The sequence below is a fragment of the Planctomycetota bacterium genome (assembly GCA_021414025.1).
Taxonomy (GTDB): domain Bacteria; phylum Planctomycetota; class Phycisphaerae; order Phycisphaerales; family SM1A02; genus SYAC01.
The window spans coordinates 121,975-147,730 of the sequence record JAIOPG010000007.1; the positions used below are offsets into that span (position 1 = coordinate 121,975).

Consider the following 25,756-nt stretch of genomic DNA (forward strand, 5'->3'; position numbering starts at 1 on the left):
CGAGCGTGTTCGATCGACTCACCCAGCTCTTTCACGGCGGGCAGCCGGTGGCCATCGCCATCGAATTGCTGGTGATTTTCGTTGGCGTTCTGATCATGCTGCGGTTCCTGCAGGGCACGCGCGGCGCGGGCGTCTTCAAGGGCATCATCGTGCTCATCGCGGTGCTGGTGCTGGGCATCCGCTTCGCCGGCCTCTTCAGCGAATCCTTCTCGCGCCTGCGCTTCCTGAGCGAGGGACTGATGAGCGCCATCGCCATCTTCATGCTGGTGATCTTCCAGCCCGAGCTGCGCCAGGCGATGGTCCGCATCGGCCAGACCATGTCCCCCTCGGAGCGGCGGCGCATCGATCCGGTGGTCGACGCCCTGGAGGGCTCGGTGGAGTTCCTCAGCCGCAACCAGTTCGGCGCGCTCATCGTGATTGAGCGCAGCACCTCGCTCGCGGGGCTGGTGGCCCAGGGCGTGGTGATCGACGCCCGGATCAGCGCCGAGCTGATCGAGAGCATCTTCTGGCCCTCGAGCCCGCTGCACGACCTGGCCGTGATCATCCGCGGCGAGCGGATCGCGGCTGCCAGCGTGCAGCTACCCATCGCCGATCCGATCGCGGGCATGAAGCTGGGCGCCCGCCACCGCGCCGCCATGGGCGCCTCGCTGGAGAGCGACTGCGTGGTGGTGATCGTCAGCGAGGAAAGCGGGCACATCCGCTTCTCCGAGCGCGGCGACCTCTCCGAGCCCGTCGACCAGGAAGACTTCGCCGCGGGGCTGCGGCACCGGCTCTCGCGCGGTCTGCGCCGGCCCAAGCAGCGCTCGCTGCTGGGTCGCTTTGTCAGCAAAGTCGGCGGCATCGACGCGCCCATCATGGTGCAGCCCGACCACACCATTCACTCCGAGGTGAACGCGCAGGCCACGATGGCCGCCGCCGCGGAGCATGAGGAGGACGCGCACGAGCACCACGACAACCGGGGCCATCCCGACGATCACGAGCAGCCCGAGAACGATTCCGACGGCCGCTCCGTGCGGCGGAGCGCGTGATGGGCAACTGGACCTCGAGAATCTCGACCATTTTCGTGGCGATGATCGCCACGCTGCTCATCTGGACCTGGGCCGCGGACCGCACCCGCGAGATCCGCGAGCTCAAGGGAACGGTCGCCTTCCGCTCCTCGGATCCCGCCCAGCACTTCGTCGATCCCACCAAGACCTTTGCCATCACGCTCTCGGTGAAGGCCAGCCCTGCGAGCATCGAGCGCATCCAGACCTTGCTGGACGAAGGCGTGGCGATCCCCAGCGGCACCGAGAATTTCCCCGGGGTCGACGGCACCTACAACGTCATGCTCGCCAGCGCCATCAATGACCTGCCCCAGGTGATCGCCACCGACGCCACGGTGCTCGCCTCGCGACCCGAGTCCGCCAAGGTCCTGGTGGGAAGCCTGACCACCACGCAATATCCGCTGGTGGTCAAGATTCCGCTGGCGGACTTCGAATCCGCCTCGGTCGATCCTTCGGTGGCCCTGGTCACCTTGCCCGCCTCCGCCGCCGAAGCCGTCAAGGGCATTCAGGTGGAGGCGGTGGTGGACGCCAAGGACCTGACGCCCGGCATGAACAGGGCCACGGCCAAACTGCGCCTGCCGGAGTCGGTTCCCGTGAAGCCGGAGCAGGTGACCTTCGTGCCCGACCATGCGGAGGTGACCTTCACACTGCGGCGCAAGACCGAGAGCCTCAATCTGGCGACCGTCGGCGTGCAGATCGCCGGCTCGCCCACCGATCTCAAGGGCTTCGACGTCGTCATCAACCAGGAGGGCGGCGTGCTGCGCGACGTCACACTGGTCGGCCCGCCCGACGCGCTGAAGGAAATCGAGAGCGGCAAGTTCACCGTCACCGCCATCGTGCCGCTCACCAGCGGCGACCTGGGAAGCAAGATCGCCAAGAAGGCGGTGCAGAGCTGGATCCTGCCGCCTCGGGTCAGCGTGGAGAGCGTAGGCGGCAAGCAGATCCTGAATCCGGAAATCGCGCTGAAGATCGAGCCGAAGCCGACGACGTCGACCGTGCCGGACGCCGAGCCCGCGCCGGTGACGCCGAAATCTCCCTGATCAGTTGGCGACCTTCACCGCGTGCCACTGCTTCTTGCCGCGGCGCAGCAGGATCGTCGTGCCGTGCAGCAGATCCTTGCGGGTCAGGCGGGCGTCGGCTGCGGCCTTTTCGCCGTTCACGCTCACCGCGCCGGCGGACAGGAAATCCCGGGCCTCGCGCTTGCTGGCCGCCAGCGGCGTCGCGGCGAGCAGGTCCAGCAGCACCGTGCCTTCGCCCTCGAGCGAGCCGGCGGCGATGGAGGTGGTGGTGACATCCTGGGTGACCTCACCCAGAAGCTGGGCGTCGAGAGCGCGGACATCGCCGGAGAAAAGCGCGGAGGCCGCCGCCTTGGCGCGAGCGAGCTCCTTCGCTCCATGGATCATCTCGGTCACGGAGTCGGCCAGCGCCTTCTGCGCCGCCCGCTCCGAAGGATTGGCCTTCTGCTGCGCCTCCAGCGCCTCGATGGCGCCGCGATCCATGAAGGTGAACCAGCGCAGCAATTTGCCGACCTCATCGTCCGCGGCGTTGAGCCAGAACTGGTGGAAGCGATAGGGCGAGGTCCGCGCCGGGCTCAGCCAGACATTGCCCGACTCGCTCTTGCCGAACTTGGTGCCGTCGGATTTCAGCAGCAGCGGCGCCGTCAGGCCGAAGCCTTCGCCGTGCGAGAGGCGGCGAATCAGATCGATGCCGCTGAGGATGTTTCCATACTGATCGCTGCCGCCCAGCTGCACCGTGCACTTGTGGGCCTTGTAGAGGTGGGCAAAGTCGTAGGCCTGCAGAATCATGTAGCTGAACTCGGTGTAACTGAGCCCCTGCTCGCGGCTCTCCAGCCGGTTGGCCACGCTGTCGCGGGTCACCATCTGGTTGATGCTGAAGTGCTTGCCCACGTCGCGCAGCACCTCGATGTAACCCATCTTCAGCAGCCACTCGGCGTTGTCCACGATGATCGCGGCGTTGGGGCCGGTGAAGTCCAGGATCTTCTCGAAATCCTTGCGCTGCCCCTGCACGTTCTTGTGCACCTGGACCGGGTCGAGCAGCTGCCGCTCGGTGCTCTTGCCGCTGGGGTCGCCGATCAGGCCGGTGGCGCCGCCCACCACCACGATGGGCTTGTGGCCGCAGCGCTGCAGCCGCGCCAGCAGAATCGCAGGAACAAGATTGCCGATGGTCAGACTGTCGGCGGTCGGGTCGAAGCCCGCGTAGGCAACCCGTCCCGGCGTGGACATGTGCGCAGCCAGACCCTCGGTGGTCTGGTGCAGCATGCCGCGCCAGGTCAGTTCGCCAACGAAGTCGGAGTTCGCCATGGACGGAGTCTAACTATTTTCAATGCGCCATCGCCGCGCTCTTGGAGTGGATCTGGGCCAGCAGATCGTTCCAGCTCTTGTTGAAGGAGTCGGCGCCCTCCACCTGCAGCTCAGCGCCGTTCTTGTCGATGGAGCAGCCCGCCTTTTCAAGGGCCGCCACGGTGGTTGGGCCGGTTCCGCCATCGGGCCGGAGCAATCCGTCAAGCGTTCCGTGATCAAAGAAATCGTTGAGCGTTCCCTCGGGCATGGTGTTCACGCTGCGCGCCGCGGCCAGCGCCTTGACGTACATGATGTCGGCGAGCTTGGGATCCTTGGTGCTGGTGCTGGCGAAGAGCAGCCGCTGCGGCCGGGCTCCCGCGGCCTGCAGTTTGAGGAAGCGCTCGCTGGAGTAGAGCTCGCAATATTCCTTGTAGCTGACCTGGCTCACCGCGATGCCGGCGGTGTTCTTGAGCGCCTCAGGCAAGGCCGGCGCGGTCTTCTTGTCCCAGCGGCTCACGAAGAGGCTGGCGACGCTTTCGACCGAAAGGGACTTGCCCTCCTTGAGGCGCCGCTCAATCCCCTTCAAGTACGCGTTGGCGGCAGCCAGATATTGCTTCGGACTGAAGAGCAGCGTCACGTTGATGGGAACGCCGCGGTAGATCAGTTCCTCGATCGCGACCAATCCCTCCGTGGTGCCCGGCACCTTGATGTAGAGGTTCGGTCGATTGGCCTTGCCGTGCAGCATGACCGCCTGCTCGATGGTGGTCTTGGCGTCGCGGGCCAGCAGCGGGCTCACCTCCAGGCTCACCCAGCCGTCGACGCCGCCGGTCCGATCAAAGGTGGGCTTGAACAGATCCGCCGCCTTGGTCAGGTCGGCGATCGCCAACTCGAAGAAAAGTTTTTCACCATCGATGCCGCGGGCCAGCAGTTCGCGGATCTGCGGGTCGTAGTCCTTGGAACCGGTGATGGCCTTCTCGAAGATGGTGGGATTGCTGGTCAGGCCGACCACGCTGTAGGAGTCGATGTACTTCTTCAACTGCCCCGTCTGCAGCATGCTGCGCGTGATGTTGTCGACCCAGATGCTCTGACCGGCGATTGAAAGAAGTGCGGTGGCTTTCATGCGATTCTCCTTGGCCCGAATCTTAGCTGATGCGGGGGCCGCGGCGCATCGCGCGGCGGCCATTTCCGCCCCTCCACGATCGGCGCCCGGTTGGGATACCTTTGGCTTTTTACAAAGGACTCCACCATGACCACCGCCACCGCCCCAGCGATCTCACCCATCACGCCCCTGGACAGCCGGCCCGAGTGGAAGGCACTGCAGGCCAACGCCGACAAGGTGAAGCCGCTGCATCTGCGCGAGATCTTCAAGCAGGATCCCAAGCGCGGCAGCGAGCTGGCCATCGACGCGCTGGACATGCACTTTGACTTCAGCAAGCAGCGTGTGACCCGCGAGACCCTGCAACTGCTCCTCGCCCTGGCCCGCGCCTGCGGACTGGAGGCCCACCGCGACGCCATGTTCCGCGGCGACCGCATCAACAACGCGGAGAATCGCTCGGTGCTTCATGTGGCGCTGCGGGCGCCGCGCAACGCAGTCATCAAGGCCGACGGCCGCAACGTGGTGCCGGACGTGCACGCCGTGCTCGACCACATGGGCGAATTCTCCGAGGCGATCCGCAGCGGCAAGTGGACCGGCCACACCGGCAAGCGCATCAAGACGGTGGTCAACATCGGCATCGGCGGCAGCGACCTCGGCCCCGCCATGGCCCACGACGCCCTGCGGAACTTCGCCCATCCATTGATCGACTGCCGCTTCGTCTCCAATGTGGACGCCAACGATTTCTACGAGAAGACGCGCGACCTGGACCCGGCCGAGACGCTCTTCATCATCAGCAGCAAGACCTTCACGACGATGGAGACCATGACCAACGCGCACACGGCGCGGCAATGGTCGATGAAGGGGCTGGGCGGCGACGTGAAGAGTGTGGCGCGGCACTTTGTGGCGGTGAGCACGGCGGAGAAGGAGGTCGTGGCGTTCGGCATCGACCCCAAGAACATGTTCGGCTTCTGGGATTGGGTCGGCGGGCGCTACTCGATGGATTCCGCGATCGGCCTCTCCACCATGATCGCGGTCGGCGCCGAGGGCTTCCGCGAGATGCTCGACGGTTTTCACGACATGGATGAGCACTTCAAGACCACGCCGCTGGAGAAGAATCTGCCGGTGATCATGGGGCTGGTCGGCTTGTGGAACAACCAGTTCCTCGGTGCGGATGTGCTGGCGGTGCTTCCCTACTGTCAATATCTGGATCGCTTCAGCGCCTACCTGCAGCAATTGGAGATGGAGTCCAACGGCAAGCATGTCACCCGCGACGGCAAGCATGTGAAGTGGCAGACCTGCCCCGTGGTCTGGGGTCAGCCCGGCACAAACGGCCAGCACGCCTTCTATCAAATGATTCATCAGGGAACCAAGCTGGTCCCCTGCGACTTCATCGCCTTCGCCGAGCCGCTGCACGAGATGGGCGAGCACCAGGACATTCTCACCGCCAATGTGCTGGCCCAATCCGAGGCGCTGGCCTTTGGCAAGACCACCGCGGAGATCGAGGCCGAGGGAGTTCCGCACTGGCTCGCGATCCACAAGACGATGGAGGGCAATCGTCCTTCGAGCACCATCCTGGCGAGGAAACTTTCGCCGCGCATGCTCGGCCGGCTGATCGCCTTCTACGAGCACAAGGTCTTCACGCAGGGAACGATCTGGGGAGTCAACAGCTTTGACCAATGGGGCGTGGAGCTTGGAAAAGTCCTGGCCGTTCGCATCATTCCCGAGTTGTCAGGCGCGGCAAAGAAGCCGGCCCATGATTCCAGCACCAACCAGTTGATCGAGACCTACCGCAAGTGGCGCGGCCGGTGAAGCGCATTGCGAAACTGTTTCGCGGCAAAAAGGTCGCATCCACGCCGATCATGTTCACCGCGTGTCGAAGCGCGATCGCCGACGGCGTTACCGCGCGGGGACTGGGCCGCGACGTGCTCGCCGGATTGCTCGTGGGCGTGGTCGCGCTGCCGCTCTCGATGGCCCTGGCGATCGGCACGGGCATGCCGCCACAGGCGGGCCTCTACACTGCGATCGTCGGCGGCGTGGTCGCCGCGATCTTCGGCGGCTCGCGCGTGCAGGTGACCGGCCCGACTGCGGCCTTCATTGTCATCCTGGTGCCGGTGGTTGCGCAGTTCGGCGTCGCCGGTCTCATGATCGCCTCCATGGCGGCGGGCGTGGCGCTGATGGCCCTGGGCTTTTTCCGCATGGGGCGCCTGGTGGAATACATCCCCTTTCCGGTCACCGCCGGATTCACGCTGGGCATCGCCGTGTCCATTGCCATTCTTCAATTGAAGGACATGTTCGGACTCACCATCGAACACAGCGACAGCGCCATTGAAAAACTCATCCAGTCCGTCGAGGCCTTCGCAAGCTTTCAGATGGGGGACGCGATTCTTGGCGTGTCGACGTTGATGCTGCTGATCGTTTTCGCGAAGTTCTGGCGGAAAATTCCCGCGGCGCTGGTGGTGTTGCCGCTGGTGAGCCTGCTCGCGATCGGACTGGGATGGCTCGTGCCCGCGTGGCAACCCGCAACAATCGCCAGCCGCTTCCACACCATGATCGATGGCGTCGAAGTCGCGGGCATTCCGCAGGCGGCGCCGCACTTTGCCTGGCCTTGGATCGCCAGCGCACAGTTGCCCGCGATCGACTGGAGCTACGACACGGTGCGCGGATTGCTGCGCGCCGCCGTGGCGATCGCCCTGCTGGGCGCCATTGAAAGTCTGCTCAGCGCGGTGATCGCCGACGGCGTCACCGGCAAGCGCCACGACCCCGACGGCGAGCTGGTCGGGCAGGGACTGGCCAATGTGATTGCCCCGCTCTTCGGCGGTTTCGCGGCCACCGGCGCCCTGGCTCGCACCGCAGCCAACATCCGCGCGGGGGCCACCACGCCGCTGGCCTCGATCGTGCACGCGGTCTTCCTGCTGGCCGCGGTACTGGCGCTGGCGCCGCTGCTGGGCTACCTGCCCATGGCGAGCCTGGCCGCGCTGCTGGTGATGGTGGCCTGGGGCATGAGCGATTTGCGCCATTGCGTCTTCGTGGTGCGCACCGCGCCGCTGGGCGACAGCGCCACGCTGCTCATCTGCTTCCTGCTGACGGTGGTCTTCGACATGGTGGTCGCGGTCGGCGCCGGCTTCGTGCTCGCGTCAATTCTTTTCATGCGGCGCATGTCCGAGCTCTCGGCGGTCGAACTGAATCCCGTCGAGCATGGAGAGACGGTCCGCGCCTCCCCCGCGGGAATTCTGTATTACCGGATTCGCGGCCCGCTCTTCTTCGGCGCCGCCCAGCGCGCCATGAGCGAAGTGCAGTTTCGCCAAGGCGAATATGCCGCCGTGGTCGACCTGACCGATGTGCCGATGATCGACGCGACCGGCATCGTGAATCTTGAATCCGCGATCAATCGCCTCAAGGAGGCGGGCATTCCGGTGGCGCTGACCGGCGTGCAATCCGCGGCGCACGAAGTGCTCGAGCAGGCCGGATTCGCCGAGATCTACGGCGGCGTGCGCACCTTCGACACGGCGCAGGAAGCTTTCCGCGTGCTTGAATCCGAGCGCACCCTAGTACAATGAGCCCGTGTCTTGGCTCATTAACATCCTGCCGCCGATCCTGCGCCGCTATGAGCGATGGTTCTACTTGTTCGTGGCTGGCTGTTTCCTGACCTTCAGCTTGTTCGATGCAGCTGAGGCCGTGCTGCCGCATAATCAGAACTTTGCTTTAAGCAGTATGGTTCTGTTTGTAACTGTCGTGATTGGGTTGATGGGCGTGCTTCTCTGGTCGATCTGGGGGACCGTTTCGCGGTGCGATGACATTCGCAAGAGCGGTCGCTGCCTGTGCGGGCACTGCGGGTTCGACGTCGCCGACATGACTATGCCGGGACCTTGTCCAGAATGCGGTCATCACTGCGATCCCGCGAGACTTCGACTGTACTGGGATCGCTTCAAACGGCTTTCTGAGATTGCGGGATCGATTCAGGTGGATAGAAAAGCCTTGCCCCCGTGGATGCGCCGCGTTGGATGGACTTCGCTCGGGCTGGTTTTTGTGATCATGGCGGCGCTGGCCGGTCTGCTCATCACCCTAGCTCCTGGACTCATGATGGCGAAGTTTGCGCTTCTTGGCTTTGCATTCCCAATCTGGGTCAAGACCGGATCGGCCCTCGCCTCGTTTCGCGTGTGCCGGCGAGTCACGGAGAAAGATGACCTGGTATGCCTGCAATGCGGCGGCGACCTGAACGTCGAGGGCACGAACTCCGAATGCGTGAAGTGCCACGACTGGCGCCCGGTAAGCGAAGTGCGGTCGCAATGGCAAGAATGGAAGCCGGCCTGCTGGAACATTGAGGGAATGGATGAAGACCATTCACTCTCGCAATTTCCGGCTCAGCCTGCCTCTTCGTAATCCAGATTCACGGCGTAGGTTTCATTCACGCCCAGCAGCGCGACCATCGACACGATCATCACGGCGACGCCAGCCACGACCGCGGCCTTCCAGGCGGAGCCGGGATCGCCCGTGAACCACTTCTCGCTCCATACCCAGAGCGCCGCGCTGCCGCCGGCGCTCCAACGCACCAGATTCGGTGCCAGCGTCGCCGCGGTGGCGCGGATGTTGGTGCCGAACTGTTCCGCGGCCGTAGTGGCAAAGACCGCCCAGTATCCGCTGCCGATTCCCAGCACCAGACAGCAGGCGTAGAACCAACTCTGGCTCCGGTTGCCCACGCAGAAGTAAAGCACCATGCCAGCGATGGTCAGCAGGTGAAAGAGCAAAATGGATTTGCGCCGGCTGTGCATCCACTGGCTCAGCAGACCGCTGAAGAGATCGCCCGCGGCCAGCCCCACATAGCACCACATGATGGAGCGCCCGGGGTCGGGCTTGGCGTCGGCGGGCAGTCCCAGGCTGGCGCCGATCACGTCGCCGTACTTCACCAGCGTGCCCACGACGAACCAGATGGGAATCGCGATCAGCACGACGCAGGCGAAGCGCCACGCTCGCCGCGGCGGCCAGAAGAGCACGCGCAGCGATCCGCGCGGAGCCTTCGTCCGCAGATTGCTCCACATGCCGCTTTCGGCCACGCCCAGTCGCAGGAAGAGCAGCGAAAATCCGAGCAGACCACCGACCACGAAAGCCATGCGCCAGGCGACCCACTGGGTGACGAAGTAGGCGACCACCGCCCCCATGATTCCCAGCGTGGCGATCATGGTAGTGGCGAAGCCGCGCCACTTCGGCTGCGTGAGCTCGCTCACCAGCGTCATGCCCGCGCCGAGCTCGCCCGCCAGTCCCACGCCCGCCACGAATCGCAGCACTTCGTACTGGCGGATCGCGCTGCCCAGGCCGATGGTGTGCAGGAACGCGAGCGTTCCGTTCGGATCGACATCCGCGATCGCCGCGTTGAGCAGGTTCGCCACCGAATAGACCAGGATCGATCCGAAGAGCACGGTGAGCCGGCCGAATCGGTCGCCCAGCACGCCCCAAAGGACGCCGCCGACCATCAGTCCGCTCATCTGCAGGATGTTGTCCAGCCAGACGCCCCAGTCCTTGAGGAGCAAGTCATGCTGATCCGCGGGCAGCGCAGAAAGTTTCGCGGCCAGCACCTCGCGAAGGCTGGCCTTGCGGATCAGCGCAAAGAGCAGCAGGTCGAAGATGTCGACGAAATATCCCAGGGCCGCGACGACGACAGCGAGAACCACCACCGACCTCGGCTGCCCCGTGCCGCTTTCCTTAGGGAGTTCCATTGGCGGGCACAGTCGCGGGCGGTTGCGCCGGCGGCGTCACGGGCGTATTCGATGGCGCCGCCGCGGGCGGCGCGGCCGGAGGCGCGGAGGGCGGCCCCGACTTCACGGCTAGGTCTGCGCTCATCGCCGTGACCAGTTCCTTGATCAGGGCGTCCAGTTGCGTCGCCGCCGACGCCGAATTCACCAGGCTGATCCGCTGCTGACCCCACACCGCCGACTGCCGTGACAAAGGTTCGCCCGGCACCTTCATCGCCCGCACCACCATCAGCATCACGCCCAGGGCGCGGCGCGGTTGTTCATCGCTCAGTGAGACCAGCAGCATGATCTCCACAGGACTTTGTTCGGAGCAGGTCATGCCCACGCCCGTCAGAGCCTGCGTGAGCTGGGTCTTGGCCTCGGTGTCGCTCATGCCCGGCGCCGGTGTTGCGATGGAGACCACCGCCGAGCAGCGCACGGCCTTGACGCCGTTGATCGCTCGGGACAGATCCGCCACCGGCAAGGTCGCCGGGTTGACGTCGAGCGTCCGCTCCTTGTCCATCTCGCCGCGCAGCACCGTGGACTTTGCCCGCTCTTCGTCGCGCTCGGTGCGCACGCTGGAGGCGTCCTTGCGGGCGTCGGCGAGCTGGCGCGTGGCCTCCTCGGCCTGCCGGCCGGCGTCCGCCGACTTCTTCTGGGCCTCGTCGAGCAGCTTCTTGGCGTCGCGGGCCGCGCTCTCCGCGGCATCCATCTTGATCGAGAGCGCCGCCAAGTCGGCGACGGCCCCCGCCCGCTCGCGCTCCTTGGCGCCGATCGCGGCGGAGTTCATCAACCAGGCGGCGCCTCCGCCGATGCCCACGCCCAGCAGCAGCAGGACCACGATCAATCCCATCGACGGCGCAAAGCGGCCGGAGGACGAACTCGGTTTACGAGTAGGAGCGCCGTCGCTCCATGGGCTGGGGTCGGTCATGGAAACTTTCTCGGGAGCGGGAGTCTCGGCTTCATGGGGACCTTCGGCGGATCTTGGCGGAGTCTAACCAACTCGCCGACCCGACGGGCTCCCGCAGCGCCGGGCGGAAGTCGATTAGCATTGAGCCATGTCGCTCGACGATCCCTCCTCCGCGCCCCGCAAGCCACAGGGTGCCGACGAATTCGAGCTTTCCATCGACGCCACCAACGACCTGGGCATTGACGGCGAGACGCACATCGGCAGTTCGGAGAACGCCGCCGCGACGCCCCCGCCCATTCGCGGTTCCGCCGAGGAGCCCGTGCGCGACCGCATCGTGGTGCTGGGCCGCACCCGCGCCGGCAAGACCATCTACCTCTCGCGCCTCTACGAGCAGTCCTGGCGCGGCAACGGCCCGCTGCACATGGAGACCAGCTCGGGCAAGACCCATCTCGCCCTGCTCAACGCCGTCGCCGAGATGGGCGAGCAGCGCCATTGGCCGGCGGCGACGGAGGGTTCGACCTATCTCGACTTCGAGATCACCTGGCAATACCACACCTTCACCATGGTCAGCCTGGACTATCCGGGCGAGGTCTTCCGCCGCGCGTTCGTGGAGCAGGTGGAGGACGCCAACACCGCCGAGCTGATCGACCACGTGCAGCGCGCCGCGGGCATCGTGCTGCTGATTGACCCCAAGGTGCTGGCCAGCGGCAAGATCGGCGAGTCCACCGACGACGACTACGGCATGGTGCAGGCGCTGCGCTTCATCCGCGGCCTGCCCGGCGGCACCACCGTGCCGATCTGCCTGGTGCTGACCAAGATCGACGTCAACGCCGACCTGATCCGCCACCACGGCGGCCTGCGCGGTTTCGCCACCAAGTACTGCAACAACCTGCTGCGCATCGTGCCCACGCTGACGCTCTTCGGCATCTGTGCCGTGCGCTCGCGCCGCGACGCGCTGGGCAAGGACATCCCCGACCTCACGCGGCCGGCGCGCGGATTGGAGAACCCGATCGTCTTCTGCCTGCGCCGCATCGTCGCCGAGCGGGCTCGCCGTCGCACCGAGAGCACCCGGCGGGCGCGGCAGGAATTTGTCCAGCGCGAGATCAAGCAGGACCTGGAGGCGCAGCAGAAGGACACCCACTTCTGGCTCTGGGCAAACGTCGTGCTCTTCGCCTGTCTCACCGCGGTGGGCGTGCTGACCTGGCTGGTGGTGAGGCAGTTCCTGTGATCAAGGTCTCCACCCATCTCTTCGGCTCCACCGACGGCTATCAGACGCTCAACAAGAGCGACGATGTCAGCGAGGCCGAGGAGCGGGCCCTTTCCATCTTCGGATTCGGCGCGCCCAAGAGCCAGGAGGAGATCGACCGGCTCGTGCAGGTGCCTTCGGTCGCGGGGCGATTGCTGCCGGGCGGGCGCTTCGCCCTGACCCGCCTCTTTCCCGGCGAGCCGGATGTCGCGGGGCGCGACACCGTGGAGCGGCGCAGCATTCTCTTTTCGGCGCTGGATTGGCGCGAGGCGGTGCGCGGCGACTTGGAGTCCCTGCTGAGCGACGAGAACGCCTTTGAGCGCGGCGCCTTTCTGAAGAAGGAGCCCCACTGGGTCTCGCTGGGCGAGAGCGAAGATCTGCTGCCACAAGCCGGCGAGTTGGAGCGGCGCCTCTACGACATCCTGCTGGCCACGCCCCATCAGAACGCCTGCGCCCTGGTACCTGACGAGCCCGCCAATCGTCGCGCCTTGCTGCGGCTCTTGAAGCTGCTTCCACAGCGCGAGGCAAGCCTGCTCTCCTGGGGACTGGGATTGTTTGCCGCGACTCCCGGCGTCCGGCTGGCGACCGCTTCGGAATCCGTCGCCGCGGCGCCGAATGTGCGCTGGCCCCTGCTCACCGGATCGCTGGGGTTTCCAGAGAAGGTCGCCGCCCTGGGCCTGGATGAGGATGAGCGCGTCGCCGCCCTGAACGTCATCGCCGAACCGACGGAGGTGCGATGGCACCTCATGCTGGCGGCACGGGTGCTGAAATCCCTGCAATGGATCGTGCTGGCGCTGGTGCTGATCCTGCTGACGATCCTCTACCTGATCGTGAGGGCGCGCAACCAGCCCGCGGGCGCGCCGCCTCCGCAAGCACCGGTCCAGGCCGCCGATGCGACGCCCGCGATTGCGGTTCCACCGGCGGCGGCTCCACCGGCCGCGCCGGAAATTCCGCCGATCGCTCCGATAACGACCGCGAACAATTCTCCCGTGATTGGGCCGAGCGTCGGCGCGCCACCCGCGGCAGCCGGGAATCCGCCCGCCACGGTGACGCCGGAAAATCCGCCATCGGCCCCTGCGACGACCACGCCTTCGCCGGCGCCGACCACGCCGGAGCCGGCCAACATCGCGCAGGCGGAGCGCGAGCTCTGGTCCAAGGCGCGAACCGAATTGTCGAGCGTCCAGCTTTCGCCGTTCACGGAGATGTCGAAGCCGCAGGCCTGGCTCAAGCAATCCATGGATCAGGCGGACCGGCTCGCCGCGATCCAGCAGCAGGTCTCATCGGAGACAAAACATCTGAAGTCCACCTTCAAGCTGACCAACTGGATCGACTTGAAGAGCAAGCCTTCGCAGCGGCTGGTGGATGTCGCCGCCGCGCACAGGAGCGACACCGAATCCTATTTCCGCGCCAGCGTCCTGCTGCTGGCGGAGAGCGACCTGCTGGTGGCGCGTCTTTTCATCGAGGCCCAGCTCAACTTGCTCAAGGATCCGAAGCGGAAGCTCTCCGCGGATGACACTCGCGCGATCGCGAAGCTGGAGAGCAAACTTCAGGAGCTGAGCCGCCCCGAGGCCATGACCGGCTGGATGCAGACCCTGCCGGTCGGCATCTCCAATGAGTCGATCCGCCAATCGCTCTACTCGCAGCTTCTGGAATTGAGCAACGACCAGAAGTACAACATCGAGTTCCCGCCGCCGCCCCTTGGAGTGAATCCCTCCGCGCGCATTCCATGACATCGATCGGCCTCAGCACTCTCATGCGGCAGGCGGCGCAGGCCGCCCGCGAAGGCGACCCCGGCACGTTCGCCCAAGTCCGCGCCTCGATCGAGACGGTGGATCGTCTGGGCGACATCTCGCGGGACGAGCTGGACCTTCTGCAGGTGGTGGCGGCGGCCCGGCTGGGCGACACGGAATTGGCGCGATCGACTCTCTTGCGATTGGGCTTGCTCTCCGCGCGGCAGCAGCAGGAACTCTTCGGCTGGCTGACGGCCTGCCCCGAGATGGAGCACGCGCGATTCCGCGAGTTCGTCACCGAACTCGGCACGCTCGCCAAGAAGCCGAGCGCGGGCGGCGGGCTGATGCGCTCGCGCAAGCTGACGCTGATCCTGGGAGCGATCACCATCACGGTGCTGGCCGTGGTCGTGGTGCTGATCGAGTTCGTGCTTCCGAAACCAGCCGCCATCAACGCCCGCAATCTCCTGATCAGCGTGAGTCACGGAGACGCTCGCCTGCTCGCCTCTTCACTGCCGCGAACCTGGCGCGACGAGCTGCATGAGGCCGCGATCCGCCTGGCCAATGGTCCAGTCGATCCCGGTTTTGATGCCGCGCAACTTTCAAAGTCCCTCCGCAACCTGCAGAGCGCGCTGCTGGCCGCCCACGCCTCGAAGCAAGCGAAGGGCATCTGCAAGCAATTGGTCGGTTCGGAGGATGACATCGATGTGCTCAAGCGACTCGCCGAGGGCATCGCCGACATCGCGGGCAGCGGCTGGATGAACCCCGGAACATGGAAGGAGCGGATGCCTTGGGAGAGCGATCTCTCGGCGAATGCCCGGCTGGCATGGCGCACGCTGCTGGCGCACGCGCCGCTGGCTCCATGGTCGGACCGGCTCTTCGACGGGCAGGAGCGGATCCTTCCCCTCGAGTCGAGCGACTTCTTCGTGACGGAAAATTCATCGCTGCCCCCCAAGACATTTCTGGCGGTCCAGGGTCGCAAAACCACCTGGCAGCTCACCTGCGTCCAGGTCGACGGGGTCTGGGTGCCCGTGGATTGGGCGGAGGATTGGGAGCGCTGCCGCCCCTGGATCACGGGTTCAATGTCCACGGCGCATCCGCTGAGCGATCTTGAGAAACAATTCGTGCAGCGAATCGACGGCGTAGCATCCTGGCTGACCCGATGTGCGAATAGTTCGGGCGCGGCCGCGCCGACCGATAAGGAAGCTCCATGGTGGATCTCGCAATGAAACCAAGCTGGCTGACTCGCGCGTTGTGCCTTGGCGCACTCTGCGCCGGCGCGGCACTTGTCACCAGTTGCGCCAAACAGGTCGCTCCGCAGGCGACCAAACCTGAAGCGGATTCCAAGCTCGCGCCGCTGCCGGTGACGCAGACTTCGACTCCGATTCCCGCCGGCAAGAACGCAGTCACGGGTGGCGGTCTCGCAAAGGGTGGGGCCGGAAACGGCTCGGGCAATGGAAATGGCACCGGCAACGGAACGGGATCTGGAACAGGATCGGGCACTGGAAACGGAGCGGGGTCCGGAAGTGGCAATGGAACCGGCGCCGGCGCAGGAACAGGAACCGGCTCAGGCAGCGCAGGCAGCGGCGCTGGTAGCTCGGGCGGCGCCGCGGGTGGTGGCGCAGGTGGAGGCGCGGGCGGGACCACGGGCGCTGGCGGAGGCGCAGGCAATGGCGGCGGTGGCGGTGCCAGTGGTGGTGCGAGTGGCGGCGCCGCTGGAAACCCGGGCGGCAGCACCGGCAGTGGTGCTAGTGGCGGAGCCGCCGGAGGCGCAGGTGGAAGTGCGGGTGGCGGAGCAAGTGGTGGAGTTGGTGGTGGCGCGGGCGGTGCCGGCGGTGCAGCGGGTGGTGCGGGTGGCGGTGCTGGAGGGGGCGCCAGTGGCGGCGCTAGTGGTGGTGTTGGCGGAGGCGGCAACGCAGGTGCAGGTTCGGGTGGTGGTGCAGGAGGCGGCGCTGGTACCGGCTCGGGCGGCGGCGCGGGCGGCAACTCAAGCGGCAGCGCCGGCGGTGGTGCAAGTGGAGCCAGCGGCGGATCAAGCGGCGCCACCGGCGGCAACAAGGGCGGTGGCGGTGCGGGCGGTGGCGCCGACTCAGGCGGCTCCCAATCGCAGCTCATCAAGATCGTCGATGCGGTCAACGGAAATCAAAGCGCCTCGAACCAGCCCTTCAAGCCCAAGAAGGTGGCAGAATCCGCCGACGGCGCCGTTTCCGCCAGCGGCGGATCAATCACGGGCCCGGGCGGCAGCGCGACCACCGCGACCAGCGCCACTTCAGGCGCCAACTCTTCTACGACGGACACGAGCGCCGGGCGGAGAGATCCCGCTGCGGGCGCAGGAACCATCCGGCGAAGCGGCGCCGGCACGGGCGACTCGGGAATCGCCGACGCAAACCGCGCGGGCGCCAAGAAGGACGACGCCACCAACGCAGGCACCACTGTCCAGGAGACGCAGCGCCTCAAGGAGTCGCATGCCACCGCGCAGCCCGAGACCAAATCCGAAACTCCCGCCACCGAATCCGTCATCCCCCTGCCCGACGTGCCCGATGCCGCCGTTGAGCATGGCGACGCCGCGCCGGAAACCGCGTCGACCGTGGCGCAGTCCAAGTACGCGCCGCTGCTGGGCTACTGGAAGCAGGTCGACGCCTCCAAGCACGAGCCGGATTTTGCGCCGGGCGGATTTGATCAGTCGATCCTGGCGATCCGCCCCACGCAGCGCTCGATGCAGATCTACCGGAGCTGGGGCGCGCCCGCGCAACTGGTGATCGCCGCGGAGCTGCGGGCCACCTTCGACCTCAACGGCGGCGTGACGATGACGGAAAACCCCGCGACCCCCTGCCGCTTTTCGCCGACCGCGCTGGATTTGCCCGCGACTTCGAGCCAGCCCGCCAAGCGCGTGGTTCCTCCGGCGCAGCCGCTGCCCTACGACGCCAAGTGGATCGTCGAGAAGGACGACACGCTGCAACTGGACGGCAAGCGCTATCGGCGCATGGAACGCGCCGAGTTCGAGGCGGCCACGCAGTCCCAACCAACGATCGCATCGAGCGGCGGCGCCTCCTCGGCCGCGTCGCCCTCCGCCACCACGGCGGCATCCGGCCAGGGAACCAAGGAGCCCACCGGCGGCATCGACTTCTTCGGCACGCGGGTGCGCGGAAAATATGTCTGCTTCGTCTGCGACATCAGCGGCTCGATGCAGGGGGACAAGCTCATCGCCCTGCGCAACGAGCTGACGCGCACGATCATGGCCCTGCCCTCGGGCAGCCACTTCGAGGTGCTCTTCTTCAGCGACGAGGCGTTCATGCTTGAGCCCAACTGGGTGCTGGCGGGATCGGCCGGCGCCAACGGATGCCTGAAGAAGATCCAGGAGGTCGGCGCCGGCGGCGGCACCGATCCCAGCGGCGCGCTGATCTACGCCTTCACCAAATTGAATCCCGCACCGCATGAGCTCTTCCTGCTGACCGACGGGCACTTCAACGCCGATCCCGCCGAGCTTTTGAAACAGCTCAACGGCGGCTCTGACCAGACGCGCATCCACACCATCGGGCTCGGGCAGGATGTGGACGTCGCCATGCTCACGGGGATCGCGAACCAGTACGGCGGCCAGTACCGCGGCATTGCCGCACAGGCCGCGCCGCCGCCCGCGCCGTGAGCCGGCAAGTGCGGCAGGCCGATCTAAACATTTTTCGATGGCAAGGTGAGCCGCTATTGCGCCGTCGCCACGCCGTCGCGGATCTCGTCGCGGTAAACGCCGTCGCCCAATTGAATCGGCGAGACGTCGTAGGCAAAGCCTTTTTCCGCGATCAGGTTGCGCACCTGGCCGAAGGCGCGGTGCGAATCGGGCGCCACCTTCAAGCTCACCACATGCTTCGTGGTCGCAAGCCGGTCGAGCAGGTCGCTCAGCGGTTGCTCCCAGGAGGTCTCGCCTTCAAGCCCAACTTCAAGCCCGCCATCCACCCGCAGCGGAACATGCCGCTCGATCCACTGGCCGCCGCCGCGGAAGCATTCGTGGATCACGCTCTCGGGCCGCGCCGCCAGGTCCACCGCATTGGGATTCCACTCGCTCCATCGCGCGCAGGGTTCGTCGATCGAACCGCGCCAGGGATTGATCCAGTAGACGCGGTCGCGCCACAGGATCACCTGCACGGGCAGCAGCCCCTCCACTTCGCGCCGCCGCGGCGTGCGGACTTTCTTGTCCAGCGAGGAGGCCTCCGACTTGAGCTCGCTCTCGAGCAGGTCGATCTCCTTGCGGAGCTGCGGCAGCTCCACCTTCAGCGCCTCGGTGCGCTCGCCGCCGACTTTCAGGATGCTGGAAAGCTCCTCCACCTTGCGGGCGCTGCGCTCATTGGATTGTCGCAGCGACGCCAGCTTGCCGCTGGCGACGGCGGTCTCCGTCTCGGTGGAGGTCTTGCGCTCGGCGTCGGTCACCATGACCCGCAGACGCTTGATCGCGGCGCGCTCGCCGGCCAGCGGATCGGAGGCTTCCGCCTGCTGCATCAAGCCCTCCACCACGCTCTGCGTGTTGCGCGTGCCCACCAGAATCGCCACGTTGATGCTGATGAAGATGAAGAGTCCGAACGTGTTGCAGACCGTGTCCAGCAGCAGGTAGAGGCTGTCGAAATTCTCCCCCGCCCGCTTGCGGCGGGTCACGGTTTGGCCTCCGTGGCGGCGGGCCGGAAGCGCTCGCTGGTGTAGGAGTCCTCCTCGATCAGGTCCAGGCCGCGCGGCAGCGCGCCCAGTTGAGGATCCTCGGCGAACTTGCGGGTGATGTCGCGCCACATCGCCACGCCGCTGGGCTTCACCACGAAAAGCAGCGTGCGCTTGGAGGCGTCGGGCAGGCTCTGGATCCACTGCTTCAAGAGCGCCGATGCGGTCTGTGCGTCGTTGAGCGGAAGGGCCAGCGGCGAGTCGAGCTCGGAGTTGGTGCCCGCGACCAGCTGCGAGCCGGAGACCTCGATGATCACCGGCTTGCGATCATCCTCGGCCAGAAGGTAGGTCACGCGACGGCGCAATTGTGTGGAGGCGAGGCGCTCCTCCAGTTCGTCGCGCTTGCGGATCAATTCCGCGGCCTCGATGGCGCTGGGGTCGGCGCTGGAAAGCGCCACGGCCTCGCGCACCTTCTGCTCGGTCTCCTTCTCGACGGCTGCGGCGCGGTCGCGTTTCTCAAGCTCAGAGCGAAGATCCTGACGCAGCGCGCCCCGGGCCATCGCCTGGTTTGGGGCGTGGCTCTGCGCCGCGCGGTTGAGCCGTTCCTTCAATCCTGCGGCTTCCGTGGCCAGCTCGGCGCGGCTCTTGCCCAGATCCGCCTTGCTCTCGGCGGCGACCAGCTCCACCGCGGTTGCGGCGGCGCCGACCTGCAGGATCAGCGTCATCGTGATCACGATCGTCACGCCGATCGTGCACATCATCACGTCCTGAAATGAGAAGAACGAGACCGGATTGTCGTTGCTTTGACGCGACGGCCTCATCTCAGCGGTCGCCCTCGCTCACGCGGACGCGAGCCGTCACGTGGCGGGCGCACTGGTCGCGGCAGTCGTCCATGAAGCGGTCGTCGGCGCGGCGCAGAAAGGTGAGAAAGAGATGGATGGTCAGCGCCGCCAGCAGACTCTCGCCGGTGGTGACGAAGGCAGTGTCCAGTCCGCCGATCACCTGCGTGAGCTGTCCGGTGATGGCGCGCAGGTCGGAGTCCTTGTTGCTGAGCACGCCGCCGAACTTGCCGATGGCCTGCGTAAGTCCCGCCACGGTGCCGATGAAGCCGAGCACGGGAATCGCCCAGATGAATCCCTTCACCACCACATAGCCGCCGTCGATCTGCAGCTCGTCGTTGTCGGCGCGGCTCTGCAGCATCTCGTCGATGTCGCCCACGCGGCCCACGTTGCGGATGGTGCGCAGCACGCCGGTGACGCGGTTGAGGTACATGAAGCTCTCCACCCCCTGCACCTTGGACTCGATCGCCTCCACCACCTGCATGGCGTTGGTCCGCGCGATGCTCCACTCCGGATCGTCGGGGGCGAAGTGGATCTGAAAGGCCTTGCGCTGCGCCGCGATCTTCAGCGCCTTGAGCACCAGGATGCTGACGCTCCAGGTGCTCAGGAACATGATCAGGATCGGCACGCGCTCGAAGGCGGTCAGGTACTTCCACACCAGCGCGCCGGCCTCGGTTCCGCGAAAGAGGAAGGCGGGCGTGTAGACGACCAGCATCATGGCGATCGAGCCGAGCAGCGTGCTGCTGAGCGAGGGCGTGGTGTAGGTGCCGCAGGGAAGCGAGAGGCGCGCCTCCGGATCAACGGAGGCGAAGCGCAGCAGCGGCTTTTGGGTCGATGCGGATGGCGAACGCGGGCGGCCTTGCACTTGCGTCATTTGACGGCTCCTCGGAGGAAGATCAGTTGCGGCGACTGGGGTATCGGATTGGGCGTGTCGCGGACAAAGAGCACTTCGTTGTTCTCGATGCGCACCGGGAAGAAGCGCCACGAGCCCTCGACGCCCTTGCCGATGATCAACGCGTCCTTGCCGTTGGCGATGCCGCGCACCGGATAGGCGTTGTCCTGCGGCGCGAGCATGATCGCCACGCTCGCGGCGGGAATCATGCCCTCATCCATGACCTGGTCACGCTTCTTGGCGGCCTTGATGAGACCCTGGATGTCCGGCATGAGCGAGAGCGACTGCAGCGCCACCTTGCGCACATCCTCGGAGCGCGCCGCCTGGTCGCCGGCGGCCACCACAAAGGGATCGCTGGCGGAGATGGCGCGCAGCGACTCGAGCGAGCGCACCCACTTGGCAGCGGCGGCGTCGACGGGGTCGCGCTCCTCCGCGAAGTACTCCAGCCACGCATTCCACAAATCCTTCTGCATGTGCCAGGAAAGAATGGGATTGCTCGGCTGCATCGCGGCCTGCTTGGCGAGCATGTCCAGCCAAAGGTTGCGGGCGTTTCGCCAGGAGGCTTTCGGCAAGTCGGCGGCGACCGCCACCAGCGCCTGCGACGGCGCCCACGGCGCATTGACGCCCAGCAATTTTCCATTGAGCGGCGCGCGCGCCTTCAGATTTTCAGGCACGACGGCAAGATCGTTCTTCGACTGCACCGCCTGCGCCCAGGGATTGCCCATCTGGTCGGTGCGCTTGCGGTAGATCCTGCGTCCATCCTCCAGCGACTGCTCGCCCAGGTTCACCCAGCCCGACTGCGAAAGCCAGGCCGCGGCCGCGGCGCCGATGCCCTCGGTGTTGGCGGTCTTGCTCAAGGTTCGCTTGCAGATCCCCTGCAGCAACTGAGCAGCTTCCGCGTGCGGCGTGGTCGGAAAATCCGTCAGATGCTTGGCCAGAATCGGCGAAAGCGATCGCGCCGTGGCCGCGTCGCCGAAGTCCACCTCGGAAAGTCCGCCCATGCTTCCGGTGCGACCCGAGAGAATCGCCGGCACGATCTGCTGCCGCCACGACTCGACCGCGGCGCCGCCCTCGGCGACTTTCAATCCATGCTCGTAGGCCTTGAGCAACTTGCGGCGGTTGAGCAAGTCGCCCGCGACCGGCAGCAGGCGCACATAAAGGTCGCGATAGGCGGACTCGCTCGCCGGGATGCGCTCCACGGCCTGCAGCAACTCGGCAGCTTCGCCGTACATCTTGGCATTTTGTTCTGCCTGCTCGCGCAAGCGCGTGGCATTGAGGGCCAGTGCCTGCAGCGACTCCGCGATCGCCTGGGCGTCGCGATTGGTGACGGCGGCGCTGGCGGCGATCTTCGCGGCGTCCACGATCGACTGGTACTCGGCGGCCTTGCGGTTCCACGACGCCGGATCGACCTGCTCCGCCGCGGTCATGGGCAGCGCATTGAGTGCGGCCTCAAGGCGATTGAACTCGGCCTTGGCCTTGTCCAATGAAACCGTGCGGCTGGCCGCGGCTTGACTCGTCATTTGGTCGGCGGCGGCCAGCAGTTGCGGCTGCATCGACTTGGGCGCCCGCTCGGCCATCTGCCGCAACTCCGACGCGCTCTTGTCGAACTCCACCGGATAGGCCGGAGTCTGCGCCAACTGCTTGGCGCGGTCGATCGCGGCCTGGGCCAGGGCGATTTCGGTTTTCTCTTTTTCAAGGGCTGCGGCCACCTTGGCGCCGACCGCCGAGACTTGCGGCGCGCCGGCGAGCTCTTGGTGCGATTCCTTCCAGGTGGCCAGCGTCTTGGACGCGGTGTCGGGCGCGCCCGCGACAAGCAGCGTCTCCACCTCCTTGGCAATGGAGTTGACCTGCTCCAGCGACTGCTGCCACTGCACGATCCACCACGCGGCGGCCAGCAGCACCACCGTGGCCATCGCCACCGCCACGCCGCGTCGCACGAACTTGCGGTGGCCGACGGCTCGCTGCGCATCCTCGACGGCGGCGACTCGCATCACGATCGCCTCCGGCAGCATGGCGTCGAGATTTCGCGCGGCCTTCACCAGCGACTGGATTTCATCGTGGGACTTCGCCTGGTCCAGGGCCAGTTCGAGCCGCGCGACGGCATCGCGCTGATTTTTCTGACGCTGCTCGCGATCCTGCTCCGCCTGAAGCAAGCCCAGGCTCGCCGCCGCGGTCTGGCGCAGATCCGCGTCGGGCTCGAACTCGGCGATCGCGGCCTGCCAGCGCAGGCTGGCGGCGCGAAGCGCGTCCATGTTCATCGCGGTCGCCGCGGTGTGCATGTCGTTGCAGGCGGCCCGCGCGGCCTGCTGGGCGCCGCGCGACTTGGCGGCAACCGCGTAGACCTGCAATTTCGCCAGCTGCTCCTGGTGCTCGCCAATCGCGCCGCCGCAGGCGTCGACCAGATCGGAGACCGTGATCGCCAGCGCGTCGTCCTTGCTCTGCAGCACCTCGCCGGCGAGCCGCACCAGCTCCGCCGCGGCCTCGCGCTGCAGTCGCGTCACGCTGCGCAGCCACTCGGGATTCCGCGGGTCCAGCTCCACCAACTCGCGCAGAGCCTTCAACCGCTCGATCAGCGGCGCCCGTTGCAGCGAGAGCAGTCGGTGCTTGGCCTCGGCCGGGGCCAGCGAATGGAAGCGCGACCAGGCGTCGGAGTAGAGCTCGAGCAGGCTTTGGTCGATCGACTCCGGCGGCGGCAGCTTGCTGGCGTGGCAGAGGTCACGCCACTGGGTGAACATGCCCTCCAGCAGCAGACGCGAGGCGGTCTTGGCCAGGTCGAGCGCCTCGCCGTAGCTCACCGCCTCGGCGAAGAGCCCGGCGTGGATCCAGCGATGGCATTGGTTCAGTTGTTTGTTGACGCTGCGCACCTGCTGGGCGAATTCCTGCGCCACCTTGGCAACATCCTCGCGATCGGGCTGCTGGCGCAGCACGAGCTGGCGGATCATCTCCACGATGTCGCGGTCATGCATGCTCATATGGTCGCCCCGTATTTGAAGGCGAGCCAGAGCACTGAGGTGACTACGATGGCCGCGGCCAGGAACCATTTCCAGGCGCTGTTGGAGGAAGACTTCTCCGCGCTTCGCCAGACTTCAATCGTGGCTTCCGCCGCTTTCGATTGGCGTGCGTCGGTATCGCGATCAACCTCGCGCACTTTGGCGGCGACCAAGTCCTGCAAGCGCGGCGCGGCCGACTTCCCCGGCGCTGTCAATCTTGCCGGCGCTTGCCAATCCACTTTTTCGGTTCCGGTCCGCGACGGATCTCCATTGCTTCGCGTTGCCGAGCCTCGCGCTGTCGAAGCTGCCGTGTCGGCGCCATGTCGCGCCCGCTCGGCCAGAGTGCCCGTCGGCTTGGCCGCAAGTGCCCCACTGCCGACGCGCAGAATCCACCCGCTGTTTGCAGCCTGCGTCGCCAGCTCCGGCTCGCGCTCATCCACGAAGCAGATCTTCACGCTCGCCTCGCCGCCCAGCGGAATCGGCCGCGTGGCGAATGTCACTTGCCAGCGCTTCTCAAGAGGAAGCAGCGAAGCCATCTCGGCGGCCAGACGCAACCGCTTGCCATGCGCGGGGACCACCAGCCAGAGGCCGATGCCGCTTTTCTGCACCGCCTCCAGCACGCTCGCCGCGAAACCCGCGTCACCGAAAACTTTTTCCCAGGTGTGCAGCGGCGCGTCATCGCGCGTGGATGCAGGCTTGATCTCGCCCTTGGACAATTCACGCGCGGCGCCGACCCACTCCTCCAGCCAGAGGGAGCCATCCTCCAGCAGCGCCGCCGGATCCGATTTCCGCATGGCCTCCGCATCGATCACGCGGTGGTGCGACAGCCGGTTCTCGCGCCCGGTGTAGTCCATGCCGCTGGGGGCGATGCAGCTCAGAACTGAGATCTCCTGCCCTGCGCAGGAGACACGGCGAAAGGCGTGCATGGTTTTCTCGCGCTGCGTGGCCCCGCTCCAGCAGGGCGGCAGACCGGAGAGGCGGCTCAACGCGTCCGACATCGCCATGGGCATGCCGCCGGTGCGCCCCGCCACGGTGTAGCCGCTGTCGCCATCCAGGCCGCGGGCCAGCGAGGTGTGGATCAGCTCGATGCTCATGTCCAGAGCGACGCGTTGGCGAGCGCGTCGACCTCCAGCGGCAGGCAGGCGAGCAGTGGAACGCTGGCCCATTGCGGGCGAATTTCAGAAGGCCGCACGCCGAGCCGTCCGGCGGTGAGCTCGCTCGAACCCCACGCCGAACTGGGCACGATCAACGTGCGCGAGCTCGCGGCGCGGACCGCGTTCATGAACTCGGGGCAGGCGCTTTCAAGAATCGGCCGCAGCATCTGATCCATCTTCATCAACGCGGCGGCATCAAGTTCGCCCTTGTCCAGGAAGGGTTCCTTGCTCAGATCGAAGCCGGCGCCCTTGCTCCACGCATCGGCCTTGGAGATCACCACCACCAGCGGCACATCCAGATTGTCGGCGGCGTGGCGGCCGCGATGATGGCGCACCCGCGCGAAAGTCTCCGTGAGCACCAGGTCCTGCCGGATCGTCGCGCCCTCCCAGGTGGGCATCTTGGTCGCGGTGCGGAAGCTGGGGTTCTGCGTCGGATCGAAAATGAAGATGATGGCGCGGCTGTGGCTGAGGTGGCGCGTCACCGGCTGCGCCGCCGCGTCGGCGCCGGGAAGAAAATGCTCGCCCGCGTTGTCGTAGAGCACGACGATCGAGGGATCCTCGTGCCCGCCCTGGTGCAGACTGAAAACCAGCGGCAGAGGCAGCGTCTCCTCCTTGCCTTTCACGCGAACGGTGCGATAGAGCAGCGCATCGCCTGCGATTTCGGTCTTGGCCAGGCGCACCGGCTCTTTGGAATCCGGCGAACCAAAGAGCAGATTCTCGTCGCGATGGAGGCGAGCGTTGAGCTTGGGCTCCGTGTCCACGATTGAAACTCCCAGGCGGCTCCGCTCGCGGCGCAGCCCCCAGGTCATCGCCGTCAGCAGGTTGCTCTTGCCCGAGCCCGGGGCCCCCACCACGCTGATGAAGGTGCTTGGCAGCTCGATCATTTCCCGGGGAAATTCGATGCGGCAGCGCGGGCAGGCGGTGCGGGTGCAGCGTGCCCCCTCGGGATCGAATGCAGCGCCGCCCAGGTCGAATCGCGTCGGAAGAAAACGCAATTGCTCCGCCGGACCGGCGACCGGGTCGCCAATTAACCTCCGATCCTCCGCAATGAAAAGTGTTTCGCTGGGGGCAAAACCCACCCAGCAACTGGGGCAATTCACGCGGCTGATGAGTTGGTGCGGCTCACGGAAGAGAGCATGTTTCTCAAGCGCTGGGTGAACCGCCATGACCGGAATCCTACCCAATCCACGCGTTG

Annotated in this window: 19 protein-coding genes; 9 read left to right on the forward strand and 10 right to left on the reverse strand. The window is 66.2% G+C overall.

The window, feature by feature from the left end; all coding sequences use genetic code 11:
- The first annotated feature begins 5 nt into the window (after window positions 1–5).
- Both K8R92_09650 and K8R92_09655 read left to right on the forward strand, forming a co-directional pair.
- On the forward strand, window positions 6–1,028 hold the full coding sequence (locus K8R92_09650; protein ID MCE9620159.1) for a diadenylate cyclase: 1,023 nt from the start codon (window positions 6–8) through the stop codon (window positions 1,026–1,028).
- Window positions 1,028–2,083 carry a hypothetical protein gene (locus K8R92_09655; protein MCE9620160.1) on the forward strand — a complete coding sequence of 352 codons (1,056 nt, stop codon included), beginning with the start codon at window positions 1,028–1,030 and terminating at the stop codon, window positions 2,081–2,083. The genes K8R92_09650 and K8R92_09655 overlap by 1 nt, the downstream gene beginning before the upstream one ends.
- Here the strand turns inward: K8R92_09655 and tyrS are convergent, their stop codons facing one another.
- Together tyrS and tal are read right to left on the reverse strand one after the other, a co-directional pair.
- A complete protein-coding gene (tyrS, locus tag K8R92_09660) occupies window positions 2,084–3,364 on the reverse strand; it encodes a tyrosine--tRNA ligase (protein ID MCE9620161.1) in 1,281 nt (426 codons plus the stop codon).
- A 19-nt stretch (window positions 3,365–3,383) separates the two neighbouring features.
- On the reverse strand, window positions 3,384–4,463 hold the full coding sequence (gene tal / locus K8R92_09665; protein ID MCE9620162.1) for a transaldolase: 1,080 nt from the start codon (window positions 4,461–4,463) through the stop codon (window positions 3,384–3,386).
- A 126-nt stretch (window positions 4,464–4,589) separates the two neighbouring features.
- Between tal and pgi the strand changes: the two genes are divergently transcribed.
- The 3 genes from pgi to K8R92_09680 are packed head-to-tail and all read left to right on the forward strand — an operon-like array spanning window position 4,590 to window position 8,819.
- A complete protein-coding gene (gene pgi / locus K8R92_09670) occupies window positions 4,590–6,248 on the forward strand; it encodes a glucose-6-phosphate isomerase (protein ID MCE9620163.1) in 1,659 nt (552 codons plus the stop codon).
- A 50-nt stretch (window positions 6,249–6,298) separates the two neighbouring features.
- The gene (locus K8R92_09675; protein MCE9620164.1) at window positions 6,299–7,996 is read left to right on the forward strand and encodes an STAS domain-containing protein; all 1,698 of its coding nucleotides are present in this window, start codon (window positions 6,299–6,301) and stop codon (window positions 7,994–7,996) included.
- Window positions 7,997–8,000: 4 nt separating this feature from the next.
- A complete protein-coding gene (locus K8R92_09680; GenBank protein ID MCE9620165.1) occupies window positions 8,001–8,819 on the forward strand; it encodes a hydrogenase maturation nickel metallochaperone HypA in 819 nt (272 codons plus the stop codon).
- On the opposite strand, the gene K8R92_09685 is transcribed toward K8R92_09680, so the two are convergent.
- Window positions 8,801–10,150: an MFS transporter gene (locus K8R92_09685; GenBank protein MCE9620166.1), complete on the reverse strand. Its 1,350-nt coding sequence runs from the start codon at window positions 10,148–10,150 to the stop codon at window positions 8,801–8,803. The two genes, K8R92_09680 and K8R92_09685, sit on opposite strands and share 19 nt — an antisense overlap.
- Entirely contained in the window at window positions 10,137–11,096 is a 960-nt protein-coding gene (locus K8R92_09690; protein MCE9620167.1) for a hypothetical protein, read from the reverse strand. The genes K8R92_09685 and K8R92_09690 overlap by 14 nt, the downstream gene beginning before the upstream one ends.
- A 127-nt stretch (window positions 11,097–11,223) precedes the next feature.
- Between K8R92_09690 and K8R92_09695 the strand changes: the two genes are divergently transcribed.
- The 4 genes from K8R92_09695 to K8R92_09710 are packed head-to-tail and all read left to right on the forward strand — an operon-like array spanning window position 11,224 to window position 17,691.
- Entirely contained in the window at window positions 11,224–12,303 is a 1,080-nt protein-coding gene (locus tag K8R92_09695; GenBank protein MCE9620168.1) for a GTPase domain-containing protein, read from the forward strand.
- Window positions 12,300–14,051, forward strand: a complete 1,752-nt coding sequence (locus K8R92_09700; GenBank protein MCE9620169.1) for a hypothetical protein — start codon at window positions 12,300–12,302, stop codon at window positions 14,049–14,051. The genes K8R92_09695 and K8R92_09700 overlap by 4 nt, the downstream gene beginning before the upstream one ends.
- Entirely contained in the window at window positions 14,048–15,277 is a 1,230-nt protein-coding gene (locus K8R92_09705; GenBank protein MCE9620170.1) for a hypothetical protein, read from the forward strand. Before K8R92_09700 ends, K8R92_09705 begins: the two co-directional genes overlap by 4 nt.
- Window positions 15,259–17,691 (forward strand): VWA domain-containing protein, encoded by a 2,433-nt coding sequence (locus K8R92_09710; protein MCE9620171.1) that lies wholly within the window; start codon window positions 15,259–15,261, stop codon window positions 17,689–17,691. The genes K8R92_09705 and K8R92_09710 overlap by 19 nt, the downstream gene beginning before the upstream one ends.
- A gap of 53 nt (window positions 17,692–17,744) precedes the next feature.
- Here K8R92_09710 and K8R92_09715 read toward each other — a convergent pair whose 3' ends face one another.
- Genes K8R92_09715 through K8R92_09740 form a run of 6 tightly spaced genes read right to left on the reverse strand, consistent with a single transcriptional unit; the run spans window position 17,745 to window position 25,727 of the window.
- A complete protein-coding gene (locus K8R92_09715) occupies window positions 17,745–18,689 on the reverse strand; it encodes a hypothetical protein (protein MCE9620172.1) in 945 nt (314 codons plus the stop codon).
- Window positions 18,686–19,507, reverse strand: coding sequence for a hypothetical protein (locus tag K8R92_09720; GenBank protein MCE9620173.1), 822 nt, complete (start codon window positions 19,505–19,507; stop codon window positions 18,686–18,688). The genes K8R92_09715 and K8R92_09720 overlap by 4 nt, the downstream gene beginning before the upstream one ends.
- 1 nt (window position 19,508) lies before the next feature.
- Window positions 19,509–20,399: a MotA/TolQ/ExbB proton channel family protein gene (locus K8R92_09725; GenBank protein ID MCE9620174.1), complete on the reverse strand. Its 891-nt coding sequence runs from the start codon at window positions 20,397–20,399 to the stop codon at window positions 19,509–19,511.
- Window positions 20,396–23,383: a hypothetical protein gene (locus tag K8R92_09730; GenBank protein MCE9620175.1), complete on the reverse strand. Its 2,988-nt coding sequence runs from the start codon at window positions 23,381–23,383 to the stop codon at window positions 20,396–20,398. The genes K8R92_09725 and K8R92_09730 overlap by 4 nt, the downstream gene beginning before the upstream one ends.
- Window positions 23,384–23,385: 2 nt before the next feature.
- Window positions 23,386–24,501, reverse strand: a complete 1,116-nt coding sequence (locus tag K8R92_09735; protein ID MCE9620176.1) for a hypothetical protein — start codon at window positions 24,499–24,501, stop codon at window positions 23,386–23,388.
- Complete coding sequence (locus tag K8R92_09740) at window positions 24,498–25,727, reverse strand: hypothetical protein (GenBank protein ID MCE9620177.1); 1,230 nt, start codon at window positions 25,725–25,727, stop codon at window positions 24,498–24,500. The genes K8R92_09735 and K8R92_09740 overlap by 4 nt, the downstream gene beginning before the upstream one ends.
- Window positions 25,728–25,756 lie beyond the last annotated feature (29 nt).